Source organism: Bradyrhizobium lablabi, from assembly GCF_018129385.1.
GTDB lineage: Bacteria > Pseudomonadota > Alphaproteobacteria > Rhizobiales > Xanthobacteraceae > Bradyrhizobium > Bradyrhizobium lablabi_C.
Window position 1 is genome coordinate 340834 of sequence record NZ_JAFCLN010000003.1, and the last position, 15107, is coordinate 355940.

At 63.2% G+C, this 15107-nt stretch carries 14 protein-coding genes; 12 read left to right on the top strand and 2 right to left on the bottom strand.

Annotation, left to right across the window (positions count from 1 at the left end):
* Window positions 1-62 precede the first annotated feature (62 nt).
* Both JQ628_RS08290 and JQ628_RS08295 read left to right on the top strand, forming a co-directional pair.
* On the top strand, window positions 63-1427 hold the full coding sequence (locus tag JQ628_RS08290; RefSeq protein ID WP_212221753.1) for an FAD-binding oxidoreductase: 1365 nt from the start codon (window positions 63-65) through the stop codon (window positions 1425-1427).
* A gap of 30 nt (window positions 1428-1457) precedes the next feature.
* A complete protein-coding gene (locus tag JQ628_RS08295) occupies window positions 1458-1646 on the top strand; it encodes a hypothetical protein (RefSeq protein ID WP_212221755.1) in 189 nt (62 codons plus the stop codon).
* A gap of 40 nt (window positions 1647-1686) precedes the next feature.
* Here JQ628_RS08295 and JQ628_RS08300 read toward each other — a convergent pair whose 3' ends face one another.
* The gene (locus JQ628_RS08300; RefSeq protein ID WP_212221757.1) at window positions 1687-3009 is read right to left on the bottom strand and encodes a hypothetical protein; all 1323 of its coding nucleotides are present in this window, start codon (window positions 3007-3009) and stop codon (window positions 1687-1689) included.
* 161 nt (window positions 3010-3170) lie between these two features.
* Between JQ628_RS08300 and JQ628_RS08305 the strand changes: the two genes are divergently transcribed.
* The 4 genes from JQ628_RS08305 (at window position 3171) to JQ628_RS08320 (ending at window position 7758) form a co-directional block, all read left to right on the top strand.
* Complete coding sequence (locus JQ628_RS08305; RefSeq protein WP_433996117.1) at window positions 3171-3650, top strand: NUDIX domain-containing protein; 480 nt, start codon at window positions 3171-3173, stop codon at window positions 3648-3650.
* A gap of 119 nt (window positions 3651-3769) precedes the next feature.
* Window positions 3770-4861 (top strand): DUF2855 family protein, encoded by a 1092-nt coding sequence (locus tag JQ628_RS08310; RefSeq protein ID WP_212221759.1) that lies wholly within the window; start codon window positions 3770-3772, stop codon window positions 4859-4861.
* A 94-nt stretch (window positions 4862-4955) separates the two neighbouring features.
* Window positions 4956-6749, top strand: a complete 1794-nt coding sequence (locus tag JQ628_RS08315; RefSeq protein ID WP_212221761.1) for a flavin-containing monooxygenase — start codon at window positions 4956-4958, stop codon at window positions 6747-6749.
* A 37-nt stretch (window positions 6750-6786) separates the two neighbouring features.
* Window positions 6787-7758 (top strand): peptidyl-alpha-hydroxyglycine alpha-amidating lyase family protein, encoded by a 972-nt coding sequence (locus tag JQ628_RS08320; protein WP_212221763.1) that lies wholly within the window; start codon window positions 6787-6789, stop codon window positions 7756-7758.
* A 124-nt stretch (window positions 7759-7882) separates the two neighbouring features.
* Here the strand turns inward: JQ628_RS08320 and JQ628_RS08325 are convergent, their stop codons facing one another.
* Window positions 7883-8857, bottom strand: a complete 975-nt coding sequence (locus tag JQ628_RS08325) for a tripartite tricarboxylate transporter substrate-binding protein (protein WP_212221765.1) — start codon at window positions 8855-8857, stop codon at window positions 7883-7885.
* A 179-nt stretch (window positions 8858-9036) separates the two neighbouring features.
* Between JQ628_RS08325 and JQ628_RS08330 the strand changes: the two genes are divergently transcribed.
* From JQ628_RS08330 to JQ628_RS08355, 6 genes are all read left to right on the top strand, one after another.
* The gene (locus tag JQ628_RS08330; protein ID WP_212221766.1) at window positions 9037-9594 is read left to right on the top strand and encodes an HNH endonuclease; all 558 of its coding nucleotides are present in this window, start codon (window positions 9037-9039) and stop codon (window positions 9592-9594) included.
* A 42-nt stretch (window positions 9595-9636) separates the two neighbouring features.
* Complete coding sequence (locus JQ628_RS08335; protein ID WP_212221768.1) at window positions 9637-10095, top strand: hypothetical protein; 459 nt, start codon at window positions 9637-9639, stop codon at window positions 10093-10095.
* 108 nt (window positions 10096-10203) lie between these two features.
* A complete protein-coding gene (locus JQ628_RS08340; RefSeq protein ID WP_212221770.1) occupies window positions 10204-11721 on the top strand; it encodes an AMP-binding protein in 1518 nt (505 codons plus the stop codon).
* 72 nt (window positions 11722-11793) lie between these two features.
* Window positions 11794-12879 (top strand): DUF2252 family protein, encoded by a 1086-nt coding sequence (locus JQ628_RS08345; protein ID WP_212221772.1) that lies wholly within the window; start codon window positions 11794-11796, stop codon window positions 12877-12879.
* 135 nt (window positions 12880-13014) lie between these two features.
* Complete coding sequence (locus JQ628_RS08350; RefSeq protein ID WP_212221773.1) at window positions 13015-13986, top strand: S1C family serine protease; 972 nt, start codon at window positions 13015-13017, stop codon at window positions 13984-13986.
* A gap of 25 nt (window positions 13987-14011) precedes the next feature.
* Entirely contained in the window at window positions 14012-15094 is a 1083-nt protein-coding gene (locus tag JQ628_RS08355; RefSeq protein WP_212221775.1) for a phospholipase, read from the top strand.
* The last annotated feature ends 13 nt before the right edge of the window (window positions 15095-15107 follow it).

Here is a 15107-nt window from a genome sequence, read left to right on the forward strand (position 1 = left end):
GCCTTCGCTAATCGGCCATGACGCGGGTGCAGCACCCGCGCCTTCAACGAAAGGAAAGCGTCATGACGGATGCAGTTCTTCAGAGCGACGGCGACATTGTCATGCAATTGCGCGGTCTGGTATCCGCGCCGGGCGACGAAGGCTATGTTGCGGCCACCTCGATCTGGGCCAGGCAGCGCGACGTCCGCCCGCGATTCGTCGTTCATTGCCGGACGGCGAATGACGTGCAGGCCGCCATCCGCGCCGCGCGCGAGCGAAACCTGCCATTGTCGGTCCTCGGCGGCGGCCACGACTGGGCCGGCCGCGCGCTCTGCGACGGCGTCGTGATCGATCTCACGCGGATGCGAGCCGTGATCATGGACTCTGATCGCCGTGCGGTGACAGCGGGCGGCGGCGCACGCGTCCGTGATATCACGGCCGTCACTGACGGCCATGACCTCGCCGTAGTGGCGGGGTCGGTCGATTCCGTCGGCATGGCCGGACTGACGCTGGGCGGCGGTTACGGTCCGCTGATCGGACGTTTTGGGCTGGCGCTCGACAATCTGCTGGATGCGCAGGTCGTGCTGGCGGATGGGCAAATCGTGTTCGCGAACGCGGAGCGCAATGAAGAATTGTTCTGGGCGTTGCGTGGCGGCGGCGGCAATTTCGGCGTGGTGACGGCGTTGCGTTACCGCCTGCACGAATTGCCCAACATCCAATCGGGCATGCTGTCCTATCCGCTCGGGGAAGCGCAGTCCGTGCTGGAAATCTGCGCGGCCGTCACGGCATCGGCGCCGGACGAACTATCCGTGCAGTTCGGCATCGTGGCCGGCCCGGACGGCTCGTTTAACGTTCTGGTGATTCCGACCTGGTGCGGCGCAATCGAGGAGGGCGAAAGCTGGCTCGCGTCGATGATGGATCTCGGGACGTTGCTGAGCGGATCGATCGAGCAGAAGTCCTACGGCGCGCTGCTTCGCACCTTTGATGGCTTCATCACCGACGGATTGCGCGTATTTCTCGATTGCTGCTGGCTGCCGGCACTCGATCCCGGGAGCATCCAGACGCTGGTCTCGGCCATGAAGAATGCCGTTTCGCCGGCATGCGCCATCTTCACCCATCACTTCCGGGCCGCGGCAACGAACGTGCCTGTGGAAGAGACCGCATTCGGCCTTCGGCGCGAGCACATTCTCGTCGAAATACTTACCATGCTCCCCGGTGATTCCAGCCTGCGTGAGGAGTTGCAGCACCTCGACTGGATTCGCAACACCCGCGACGCCCTTCGCAGCGCCCTGCCCGGCGGCTATCCGAACATGCTCGGCCGCAATGAAACGGCGCGCGCCACGGAGAGCTTCGGCCCCAACGCAGCGCGATTGATGCGGGCCAAGCGGCAATACGATCCCGACAACCTGTTTTCGTCGGCGATTTCGCTGCCGGCTGACAGCGCCTGAGGACGGCAAGCGAGCGCCCGGAGCCAAAAAATGTTGATCTGCATTTTGGGCCTGTACGTGCTCAGCGCCCGGGCGCGGCGCCGGCTGACGATCCAGTTGCGGCTGTGCGCAGAGCGGCTGGCGATGCGGCGGGGTCCGCTCGATCGCCTTGCTCCGCCGCGCCGCGGGCTCGGCGGACGCGCCCGTGGCAAGCAACGTGTCATCCCGCAGGAAGAGTGACATCGTCGCCTGATCGTGGCTCAATTCCGAACATGACCGATTACCGGAAACCCCGCGTCGCTCTCTGCGACTGCTCCGCAGGTCCATGGCGGCTTGATCGTCCGCCGCGCCGGGACCACCACCGAGCGATTGCCCGGGCCACTTCGTCCCATAGCGCGCCGGGCATGTCGGGCACTGCGATGCGGACCAGGTATCGATCGGTGATGGAATCGTGAAACCATTCCGTAGCGCCGAAGTCGAAACCGAAGCTTCCGGCGTGTCGGATCAAAAATCCCATCTTGCCCAAGTCACGGCTTAGATCCTCGGCCATTTCCCTGGCCCTGCCCTCATCTACCGGCTTGTCCGGCTCCAGCGTAAGGTACAATGCATGTGCGAAATGCGCATGCGACGCGGGACCGAGCACATCGGCGAAGTACCGTGATGTACGACGGCTGTTTCGCAACATGGAAGCGACACGCCGATCTGTCAGCACGCGATACGTCGCCGATCCGACATAGGGTGGGAAATGAGCCGGAAGCGGAGCGCCGCCCAGCAAGCGGATGGCCTTCCGCATCTCGCCCGAAAGCGCGCTCAATAGATCACGATTGCGATCGACGGCGGGGCATTTGGCATCGACGAAGACGGCCGAGCCCAGCCGGCCATACTCCAAACCCAGCGAATCCAGCTTGGTATGGCTGCGAACCAGCACCATCGGGAATTCGCGTCGGCGCGCCCAATTCAGCACCCGGCCGATTCGTCGCGACCCGCTTGAGAAACACGTGGTGTCAAAGACCACGAGGTCGAGCTTCGGCGCAAGGCGCAAGACGCTTTCGAAGGCCTCGGCCGTGGAGCAGGAATCCAGCAGCAAGATGCGAGGACCGCCGGCCGGCCGCACGAGTTGTTTGGCCGGAAGGGTGATGTGGACCGGCTGCAAATGGCGACAGTAACTTTCCACGAACTCGATCGTCTCGCCGTATGAGCCCGGCAGCAACAGGATTTCGGCCGAGGGTATTGCGTTTTTGGAGCTGAGCAATAATGCCGATATCGCCGACATGCCCGACGATGTGTAAATCGTATCGTTCAGGACGGGATTTGCGAAAGCGTAGAAGGACGGTCCACGTACTTCGAGATCGGCACGCTGATAGTCATAGCTGAATTCGAACGGTCCTGCCCTCATCCGGCCATGATGGGCCCACGCCGTTTCGGTGAGGGCCCAATCTTCAAGGGCAAACTCCGCCTTGAGAGCCGAGGCGATTTTGAACTTCTGCTTGATGGCATCAGCCGGGCAACTCGGAGCTTGCAGTGACAGGGGCGTGTTCAGGCAAGCATTCAGCAGCTCGATTTCCTGCTTCTTTCTTTGCAGATACTTTTCCGGTGTTTCCATGGACGACGCCAGCTCAGGACCTCATCGAACAACGTTTTCAAGTGCCATAAGGTCCTAAAGTCCACTGACTGATAAAGTGCAGATCGAAACGCTGCCCGCTTGCCGAGCCCGGGTTTTCCGCGCAGTGAACATGTTCGTGCCACGATGAGGAAGCTGCTTCGATGGCGATGCCCGCGTCCAGACTACAGAGTGCAGGCCTCTTGCTGTTCCGCGCCGTCGACACCGGTGTCCAGATATTGCTTGGACACCCGGGCGGCCCATTCTGGCGTCGCAAGGATCAGGGTGTCTGGACTATCCCCAAAGGACTGATCGCACCCGGCGAGGCCTCTGATGCGGCGGCGCTGCGAGAGTTCGTCGAGGAGACCGGGCACCGTCCGGCCGGCGAGTTTTTCGCGCTTGGCAGTGCGAAGCAGCCGGGCGGCAAGATCGTTCACGTCTGGGCCGTTCAAGGTGACTGGGATCCGGCCGAGCTTGCGAGCAACACATTCGAGATGGAATGGCCGCCACGGTCCGGCCAACGGCAGGAATTTCCGGAGATCGATCGCGCGGCCTGGTTTGGCATAGCGGAGGCGCGGGCCAGGATACTGAAGGGTCAAGCGGTGTTCATAGACCGTCTGTTGGAGATCATCGGGCAAGGTTGAACAAACCGGCTCGATCGCCGGGGCTCGCAAAAAGCCAACAACGTTTCAAACATTGTTGCTGTTGCCAAACCGCCGGCGACCGGCGCAAAGATCGCAACCATCAAACGCGGGAGAGCATCATGAAGGCCGCCGACTTCATCGTGGCACGCAACGATTTGCAGCAATGCAGGGTGATCGAGACGCAACTGCCCGATATCGCCGCCCTGCCCGACGAGACGTTGCTGGTGAAGGTGACGCGCTTTGCCTTCACCGCCAACAACATCACCTATGCGGTGACGGGCGATCGCTTGAAATACTGGTCGCTGTTTCCCGCCCCTGACGAGTTCGGCAATATCCCGGTGTGGGGGCTTGGCGAGGTGATCGCCTCACAGCATCCGAACGTGCCGGCCGGCGAAATCCTGTTCGGCTATTTCCCGATGGCGACGCATCTTTTGATCGAGGCGGCCGATGTTACAAAACGCGGCCTGCGCGACGGCGCCGCGCACCGGCAGGGCGTCTCTCCAGTCTATAATGCCTATGCGCGCGTCAGCGGCGATCCCGCGTTTGCGGGCAAGCAGGGCGACTATCAGGCTTTGCTGCGGCCGTTGTTCATGCTCTCGTTCATGGTCGACGATTTCCTCGCCGAGAACGAATTTTTCGGCGCAAAGAGCGTGCTGCTCTCTTCGGCCTCCAGCAAGACCGCGTTCGGCCTCGCGCATCTGCTGCACTTAAGGCGTAACGGCATCAAGGTGGTCGGCCTCACCTCGGCGTCGAACGTCGGCTTCGTCGAGTCGCTCGGCTGCTACGACGAGGTCGTGACCTATGACCGCGTGACCTCGCTACCATCCGGCTCGCCTGTCGCCTTTGTCGACATGGCCGGCAACAGCGCGCTCCGTGAAAACCTGCACCGGCATTTTGACGCACAGATGAAGTATTCAGGACTGATCGGCCTCACCCATCGCGCCACTTCGCCGGACGAGAAAGCGCTGCCAGGCGCCAAACCGGCATGGTTCTTTGCGCCCGACCAGATGCGCAAGCGCGCCAAGGAATGGGGACCGGGCGGGATCGATACGCGCTTCGGCGCGGCGTGGTCCGGCTTCGCGCCGAACCTCGACCGCTGGCTCAAGGTCACCGAGGGCCGTGGGCCGGCGGCAGTGAAACAGGTTTATCTCGATACCCTCAACGGTCATGTTCCGCCCCAGCAGGGCCACATCCTGTCTCTCGCGTCATAGCCGCCTGCTCTGCACGCTCTTTCTGGGCCGACCCGAATGGGTATAGGCTTCCTCCAAACAGGCCGCGCGAGACGGCCGCTGGAGAGAAGCGCGCATGCTGGACAAGACGTCGGACATTGCGATTGCTGCCGAGAGCTGGCTGGCGGAATTCGAATCCGCAATAGCCGCGCGCGATGACGGCGCGCTGAAAAACCTGTTCCTTTCCGACAGCTATTGGCGCGATGCGCTGGCCTTGAGCTGGACGCTACAGACCCTCAACGGACGCGATGCGATTTTGCCGGCGCTGAAGGCGCAGGCGGCGAAGGCGAAGCCGTCAGGTTTTGTCGTCGATCCCGATCGCGCGGCCCCGCGAAAAGTGATGCGGGCCGGCATCGATTGCATCGAGGCGATCTTCAAATTCGAGACCACGGTCGGGCGCGGCGACGGCGTGATACGCCTCATCCCGGACGCCGACGATAGCGGCCGGCTGAAGGCGTGGACGCTGCTGACGGCGCTGGAGGAACTGAAGGGCTTTGAGGAACAGCTCGGCGTCAACCGCCCGCGCGGCAATGCCTATTCGCGCGATTTCCGCGGACCGAATTGGCTCGATCTGCGCAAGGCCTCGAATGACTATGTCGACCACGACCCGACCGTGCTCGTCATCGGCGGCGGCCAGTCGGGCCTCTGCATCGCCGCGCGGCTGAAGCAGCTCAATGTCGACACGCTGATCGTCGACCGGATGCAGCGCATCGGCGACAACTGGCGCAAGCGCTATCACGCGCTGACGCTGCATAACCAGGTGCAGGTGAACCACCTGCCTTACATGCTGTTTCCGCCGAATTGGCCGACCTATATCCCGAAAGACAAGCTCGCCAACTGGTTCGAATCCTATGTCGACGGCCTCGAGCTGAATTTTTGGACCAGCACCGAATTCGAGGGCAGCACGTACGATGAGGCGCAGGGCCGCTGGACCGTCACGCTGCGCCGTGGCGATGGCTCCAGGCGCATCATGCATCCGCGCCATGTCGTGCTCGCCACCGGCGTCAGCGGCATTCCGAACATTCCAGCCATCCCGGGCCTGAAGAATTTTTCCGGAAAAGTCGTGCATTCCAGCGGCTACGACGATGGCGAGAACTGGAAGGGCAAGCGCGCGATCGTGATCGGCACCGGCAATTCCGGCCACGACATCGCGCAGGATCTGTATTCCAGCGGCGCCGCGGTGACGCTGGTGCAGCGCTCCTCCACGCTGGTGGTCAGCATCGAGCCTTCGGCGCAACTGGTATACACGCCGTACAACGAAGGCACGCTTGACGATAACGACCTGATCGCGGTCTCGATGCCGCTCAAGGTTGCGCGCAAGAGCCATGCGCTGACCTGCAACAAATCCGCCGATCTCGACAAGGAGTTGCTCGACGGGCTGCGCGGCATCGGCTTCAAGCTCGATTTCGGCGAGGACAACACCGGCTGGCAGTTCAAATACCTCACCCGCGGCGGCGGCTATTATTTCAACGTCGGCTGCTCCGATCTCTTGATCAAGCGCGAGATCGCGCTGAAGCAGTTTTCCGATATCGATACGTTCGTGGCCGAAGGTGCCAGGATGAAAAGCGGCGAGATCGTCGCCGCCGATCTCATCGTGCTCGCCACCGGCTATCGGCCGCAGGAAGAGCTGGTGCAAAAGCTGTTCGGCGATGAAGTCACACGGCGCGTCGGCACCATCTGGGGCTTTGGCGAGGAGCAGGAGTTGCGCAACATGTATGTGCGCACCGGCCAGGCGGGTCTGTGGTTCATCGCCGGCGGCCTCGCGCAATGCCGGATCGGCTCGAAGCAGCTCGCGCTACAGATCAAGGCAATCGAGGAAGGGCTGATACCGCGGCACGTAGGCGCGACGACGGAGGCTGCGATCGCGTGAACCATCCGCCGTCATTAACAAAGTGGGGGAAACATACATGCGAACCATCCTTGGCACCGGCGAACACCGCTACCGCGTCGTCGAGAACTGGGCAAAGCTGCCGGACGGCTGGAGCCTGACCGACGCCGCTTCCGTCGCGGTCGACAGCAAGGACCGCATCTACGTCTTCAACCGCGGTGAGCATCCGATGGTGGTGCTGGATCGCGAGGGGAATTTCATCACCTCCTGGGGCGAAGGCGTGTTCAACCGCGCGCATGGCCTGCATATCGACGCCGACGACAATCTCTACTGCACCGATGATGGCGACCACACCGTGCGCAAATGCGACACCAGCGGCAAGGTGCTGCTGACCATCGGCATCCCCAACAAGCCGACGCCGTTCATGAGCGGCGAGCCGTTTCACCGCTGCACCCACACCGCGCTGTCGCCGAAGGGCGAGATCTACGTCTCCGACGGCTACGGCAATGCCTGCGTCCACAAATTCTCGCCGGACGGAAAGCTGCTGATGACCTGGGGCGAGCCCGGCACCGATCCCGGCCAGTTCAACATCGTGCACAACATCGTCACAGACTCCGATGGCTGGGTCTATGTCGCCGACCGCGAGAACCACCGCGTGCAGGTATTCGACGGCAACGGCAAATACGAGACGCAGTGGAATAATCTGCACCGGCCTTGCGCGCTGTGCTGTTGCGGCGGCGGCAAGCAGCCGAACTTCATCATCGGCGAGCTCGGCCCGGGCCTTGCGGTCAACCGCAAGGTGCCCAACCTCGGCCCGCGGCTGTCGATCGTCGATGCAAAGGGCAAGCGCATCGCGAAGCTCGGCGGCGAGAACGGACCCGGGATCGAGGTTGGAAAATTCCTGGCGCCGCACGGCATCGCGATGGATTCGAAGGGCGATATCTACGTGGGCGAAGTCGGCGTCACCGACTGGAAGACGAGTTTTCCGGACACCGAGATGCCGCCGGAGGTTCGCGTGACGCGGTGCTTGCAGAAGCTGGAGAAGGTGTAGCGCGGCATCGCGCGCTCTATCCCCGTCATTGCGAGGAGCGATAGCGACGAAGCAATCCATCTATCCTCGCGGGGAGAGATGGATTGCTTCGCTTCGCTCGCAATGACGTGGAGAGAGCGTTGCCTCAATCGACCTTGATGCCCGACGCCTTGATGATCGGCCACCAGCGGTCGGCTTCCTGCTTCTGGAATGCTCGCAACGCTTCCGGCGATTGCTGGGCGAGCGGCGGAATCTCGATGCCGAGCTCGGCAAAGCGCTTTTGCACCGATGGATCGGCCAGCACCTGCACCATCGTGGCGTTCAGCTTTGCAACGATCTCCTTCGGCGTATCCTTCGGCACCCAGAGGCCGTACCACAGCGTCGTGACGAAGCCGCGCAGACCTGCTTCATCCGCGGTCGGAATGTCGGGCGATGATTTCAGCCGGGTCTTCCCTGTGACCGCGAACGGCTTGACGCTGCCGCCCGCCAGCAGCGAGCGGAAATTCGAGGACGGCTCGATCATGAAATCGATCTGCCCGGAGACGAGATCCTGCATCGCCGGGCCGTTGCCGCGATAGGGCACGAACTGGAATTTCGTGCCGGTCTCCCGCTGCAACGAAATCCCGGTGAGATGGCCGGTGGCGCCGACGCCGGCGATGCCGACCGAGGCCTTGTCGGGATTGGCCTTCAGCCAGGCGATCAGCCCCTTGAGGTTGTCGGCCGGTAACGCCTTTTTGCCGACGATCAGCAGCGGCTCGCTGCCGATCATGATCACCGGTTCCAGATCCCTGAGCAGGTCGAACTGGAGCGCATACAGCCCGCCGGTCAACATATGAGTGGTCGAGGTGCCGATGCTGAGCGTGTAACCGTCGGCCGCCGAGCGCACCGCGCGGCCCACCCCGATGGTGCCGGCCGCACCCGCGACATTCTCGATCACGATGGGTTGCCCGAGGACGGGGCGCATTTGCTCGGCAAGGTAGCGCGCCAGCGAGTCGGTGGCCCCTCCGGCCGAAAACGGCACGATCACGGTGACCGGGCGCGACGGATAGTTTTGCGCGGCGGCTAATCCGCCCCACAACAGCCCCAACAGGAACGCCGTCAGGAAAAACCCTCTGCGCATGCTCCCTCCGAATCACTTTTTGGCCGCAATATGCGCCTCAGGCCGCCGTCAAGCCGGGACCGGAACGCAAGTTAGGCCTGCAGGATAAGCCCTTCAACGCTCTTCACAATCCCGTCACGCTGCATGTAGTATGTGATCGCATGCTGCTTCGCAGCGTATACGGAGGCCGGGAGCGTTACTTGAACGCACATGTCTCGCAAGGCGGTTGGCCGGTACTGGTGTTGAATGCGGATTTCCGGCCGCTGAGTTATTACCCGCTGTCGCTATGGTCCTGGCAGGACGCGATCAAGGCGGTGTTTCTCGACCGCGTCAACATCGTCGAACACTACGACCGCGCGGTACGAAGTCCGACCTTCGAAATCCGGCTTCCCAGCGTTGTGTCGCTAAAGTCCTTCGTCAAGCCGACCACGCATCCCGCCTTCACCCGGTTCAACGTCTTCCTGCGCGATCGCTTCTCCTGCCAGTATTGCCTGTCAGGCGACGACCTCACCTTCGATCACATCATTCCGCGCAGCAAGGGCGGCCAGACCACCTGGGAGAACGTGGTCGCGGCCTGCTCGCCGTGCAATTTGCGCAAGGGTAATCTGACGCCGCAGCAGGCGCGGATGTTCCCCAAGCAAACGCCGTTTGCGCCGACGGTGCATCAACTGCACCGCAACGGCAGGCTGTTCCCGCCGAACTATCTGCACGATAGCTGGCTCGACTATCTCTATTGGGACACCGAGCTCGATCCGTAGGATCGCTTCTCTGCCGCATCCTCTTTCCGTGCAGGTGAGCCCGTGTGGAAGCAGCTTTGGCAGACATGGACGATCGACAAGCCCGCGGCTTTCGGCGATTTGCTGCGGGAGGCGTTTGTCGTCCAGCTCGCCGCATGGCTGGACCGGCTGACGCTGCGACGGATTATCGCCGTCCTTCCCATACCCATTCTTGCCTGGGCCTACACGCACAACGTTCCGATCCCGCCGACATTGATGCTGGTCGGCGACCTCCTCGCCTACATCGATATCTTCGCGATCATCTTCCTGCTCAGCGTCGTGAGCCGCGTCGAAAACCTCGCGTTCATCCTGAAGCAGACGGCTTCGTATTTGGTCAGACTCGGGCACCGCCTGTCGGCCGGCATGAAACGGCCCGACTTCCGTAACCGCCGCGAGGGCGGCACGCAAAGGCGGAGGGATACGGAGCGAGCCGGCAGCGCAGATGACGATCCTGCCGCCATTCATGGCCTTGCCTGGGCCTGATTGCTTCGCTCACCGGCGGCCTTGACTCCCGGCGTCGCTCGCTGGTGAACTGCGCGCCAACTGGAAACACAAGCGCGTCAGTCAAGACGCCCGTCACGGAAACGCCTCATGCTCATCCCCATGGCCGATGTGCCGCGCTGGTATGCCGAGCGCAAGCCAAAGGACACGATCGCGATCACCCACGGCAAGGATACGCTGACCTGGGAACAGCTTGAGCGCAATGCCAACCGCCGCGCCCGCGCCTTTGCGGCCAAAGGCGTCGAGCCCGGCGATTTCGTCGCCATCGGGCTGCCGAACGGCAACACATTCTTCGAGACCAGCTTTGCAGTGTGGAAGTGCGGCGCCACGCCGACCTCGCTGTCGTGGCGGCTGCCACGCGGCGAGGCGGCGGCGGTGCTGGAGATCCTGCGACCCGCTTTGGTCGTCGGCGGCGAAGCCGACTGGAACGCGGCCAACCGCCTGCCGGCGGACTTCGTGCCGGAAGGTTTTTCGGACGAGCCGATCAGCAATCCGGTCGCCCGCTACTGGAAGGCGATGACCAGCGGCGGCTCGACCGGGCGGCCGAAGGTGATCCTCGATCACGGACCCGCCGTCACCGACACTGCGGCGGACCAACTGCTCGGCATCACGCGCGACGTCTCGCTGCTCAATCCGGGGCCGCTCTATCACAATGCGCCGTTCATCCTGTCGCATGCAGGATTGTTCGCCGGCGGACATCTGACCGGGATGGTGAAGTTCGATGCCGAGGAGGCGCTGCGCCTGATCGAGACCAATGGCGTGCAATGGGTCAATTTCGTGCCGACCATGATGCATCGCATCTGGGCGCTACCGGACGAGGTGCGCAACCGCTACGACGTCTCCAGTCTGAAGATCGTGTTCCACATGGCCGCGCCCATGCCGCCCTGGCTGAAGGAGAAATGGATCGAGTGGCTCGGACCGGAGCGGATCTGGGAGCTCTATGGCGGCACCGAGCGCCAGGGCGCCTGCGTCATCAACGGCGTCGAGTGGATGGCCCACAAGGGTTCTGTCGGCAAGATCGGGGACACGGCACGCCTGAGGATCATTGGCGAGGACGGCAACGACGTGTCGCCAGGAGAGACCGGCGAAATCTATTTCCTGCCCAACGACGGCGCGGGCAGCACCTACCACTATCTCGGCGCCGAGCCGAAGCGCCGCGCCGACGGCTGGGAATCGCTCGGCGATATCGGACGGCTCGATGCCGACGGCTATCTCTATCTCGGCGACCGCCTCGCCGACATGATTTTGCGCGGTGGCGCGAATATCTATCCGGCGGAAGTGGAAGCTGCCGTGAGTGCGCATCCCGGTGTGCGCTCCTGCGTCGTGGTCGGCCTGCCCGATCCGGAATTCGGCCAGCGCGTCCACGCCATCATCGAACTGAACGAGACAGCCAATGCGCAAGCGGTCGCCGACGACATGGGCGAATTCCTCGCCGATCGCTTGAGCCGCTACAAGCATCCGGAAAGTTTCGAGATCGTCAGCGTCGGCTTGCGCGACGATTCCGGAAAGGTCCGCCGTACCCTGTTGCGCGACGAACGCGCAGCCTGGCTGAAGGAGAACCGCGCCTTCCGGATCATGCCGTCGCGCGTGACCGCGAAGGCCGGTTGAGGTTCCACGGTCTGACATCTTGAGGTAGGATAACCCCGGGGGATCGGCTCGCCGGTCCGTGGGAGATCACCGATGTCGTTCGTCAAAGACAATGACGCCTACGAGGCCTGGCTCGCGCGGCAATGCGATGTGGTCAAGGAGGACATCAAGCTCAAGCACGAAGAGAAGATGACGGACAGCGCCTTCTCCTTCCTGCGCGCCACCTATTTCCGATGGGCAAGGAAGATCGGCTCATGGTGTCCGGAATTGATGGATGCGCCAAATGTGCTTGCGGTCGGCGACCTGCATCTGGAAAATTTCGGGACATGGCGCGATGAAGACGGCCGCCTGGTCTGGGGCGTCAATGATTTCGACGAAGCTGCCGTCATGCCCTACACGCTCGATCTGGCCCGCCTCGTCACCAGCATCCAGCTTGCGCCCCGGCGCCACGAGGACGTCAACGACAAGGCGGCGGCGAAAGCTGTTCTCAAGGGATATCGCCAGGGTCTCGACAGCCCGCAACCGGCGCTGCTGTTCGAGGGCGAGACCTGGCTGTGGGATTATGCCTTGCCGGACAAGGGCGGCCCCAGGCGCTTCTGGAAGGAGGTCGACAAATATCCCAAGGCGAAACGCCCGCCGGATGCACGGATCAAGCGCGCGCTGATCGAGAGCATGCCGGAAGGCATCGACACCAAGACCATTCACATGCGCACGCGCCAAAAGGGCAGCGGCAGCCTCGGGCGGCCGCGTTATGTGGCGGTCGGCTATTGGCGCGGTGGGCGCGTCTTGCGCGAGGCCAAGGCGCTGGTGCCGTCGGCGTGGACCTGGGCCAACGGCCAAAAGCAGGAATCGAGGCTGCTCGACGCGGCGAACGGCCCCTACCGGGCACCGGATCCGCTGCTCGATGTGCGCCACAAATTCATCTTCCGCCGCATCGCGGGCGATGCCGAGAAAATCGAACTCGGCAAGAAGGCCGGCGCCAACATCCACCTGGAACTGCTGCGAGCGATGGGATTCGATCTTGCGTCGGTCCATGCCGCAAGCGCGCGCAGCGCGGGTCCAATTAGGAAGGATCTCGACAAGCGGCCGCGCGGCTGGCTGAACAAGGCCGCCGCCATCGCGGCCACTGAAGTTGAACGCGATTTTCATGAATGGAATAAATACATGGCGCAGCGCTAGTCTTTCAGCGACCTCGCGCCCCGCCACTTTCGTTGCTATATTATTGCGGAGCCGGTCCGCAAAAGGACCCACGATTTTTTCGATTGCGCAGCGTTGTGCAGATGGCGCGGGACGCAATTGCAAGGGAGTGCCAGCATGGCCTCAACCTCCGAATGGCAAGTGCCGCCGGCGTTCCAGCCCCGCCCGGGAGATTACAGTTTCGATGTCGATGCCGTGCTGAGCTCGGTTGTCGGACTGCATTCGATCATCCCACCCGATGCCTTCAGCGCCGAGACGCTCGGCACCGAGCGCGCCGGCAACGGCGTGCTGATCGACGACGGCCTGGTGCTGACGATCGGCTATCTGATCACCGAAGCGGAAGCCTTGTGGCTGCACCTCGGCGACGGCAAGGTTGTGGAGGGCCATGCGCTCGGCTTCGACTCCGAAAGCGGGTTTGGGCTGGTGCAGGCGCTCGGCCGCGTCGATCTCGAGCCGGTGCCGCTCGGCTCTTCGGCAGCGACCAGGGTCGGCGACCGCGTGGTGATCGGCGGCGCCGGCGGCCGCACCCGATCGGTCGCAAGCCAGGTTGTGGCGAAGCAGGAATTTGCCGGCTATTGGGAATATCTGCTGGATGAAGCGATCTTCACCTATCCGGCGCATCCGAACTGGGGCGGCGCCGGGTTGATCTCAACCAGGGGCGAACTGATCGGCATCGGCTCGCTACAGATGGAGCGCGAGCGCGAGGGCAAGACGGAGCACGTCAACATGATCGTGCCGATCGACCTCCTGAAACCCGTGATCTCCGACATCAGGAAATTCGGCCGTGTCAACAGGCCATCACGGCCCTGGCTCGGCATGTACTCGACCGAGATCGACAACCGCGTCGTGGTGGTCGGCATCGCGAGCCGCGGCCCTGCCGCGCGCGCCGAGCTGAAGGCCGGCGACGTCATCCTGGCGGTGAACGGCGAAAAGATTTCCAGCCAGAACGCGTTCTATCGCAAACTATGGGCGCTCGGCCCGGCCGGCGTCGACGTGCCGCTCACCGTCTATCACGAGGGCGTCACCTTCGACGTGACGCTGGCCTCGACCGACCGGGCAAAGCTGCTCAAGGCGCCGCGGCTGCACTGACACCTCTGATCGCTGGAATCCGCCAATGAGCGAGGCCGTCGTCGACGACATCGTGGCCGTGTTGCCGCCGCTCTTGCAGTCGCTGGAAGCGCTGTCCTTTGTCGCGCGCCATTTTCATCCGCCGGATTTCGACCGGGTGATGCAGGCTGCCGGCACGCCGGACCAGGCGCTGCAATCGGTGCGCGAGCGTCTGAACGACTGGCCGGAAGAGTTTGCCGGCATCAGAACCGCGCTCGAGACCGCGAGCGACGCGGCGCTCGCGGGATTCGGCGGCTTGCGCATGGTGCACAACGGTCGTGGCGATATCACCGATATATTCAAGGCGATGCGCTATGCCCCGCGCGCGCAGGAGGCGCTTTATCCGCTGGTCGCAAAATTGCCGCCGGTGAGCCAGTTCTTTCTCGACGTCTCGCTCCGTGAAGACGCCGGCCTGCTGGAACGGCTCGCCGCACCGGCCGACAACACCGGCATCTTCCATCACGACAACGAGCCGGGCAGCCGCGGCGGCTTTTCGATCTATGTGCCGGAATACTACACGCCGGACCGGCAATGGCCGCTGGTGATGGCGCTGCATGGCGGCAGCGGCAATGGACGTAACTTTCTCTGGAGCTGGCTGCGCGACGCCCGCAGCCGGGGTGCCATCCTGGTCGCGCCAACCGCGACCGGTCCGACCCCGGAGAAAAGCACCTGGGCCTTGATGGGCGAAGACACCGACACGCCGAACCTGATGCGCATCCTCGAATCCGTTCGCGCGCGCTGGAACATCGATCCCGCCAGAATGCTGATGACCGGAATGAGCGACGGCGGCACGTTCTGTTATGTCAGCGGCCTCGATGGCGCTTCGCCTTTCACGCATCTCGCGCCGGTCGCCGCCACCTTCCATCCATTGATGGCGGAAATGGCCGACGCCGAGCGGCTGCGCGGCCTGCCGATCCACATCACCCATGGCCGCCTCGACTGGATGTTCCCGGTGCAGGTCGCGCGCCAGACGCAGCAGGCGCTGTCCGCCGCGGGCGCCGATGTGACCTATCGCGAGCTCGACGACCTCAGCCACACCTATCCGCGCGAGATGAACGCAGCGATGCTGGACTGGATGAACGGCCCGTGACGTCAATCCTTCC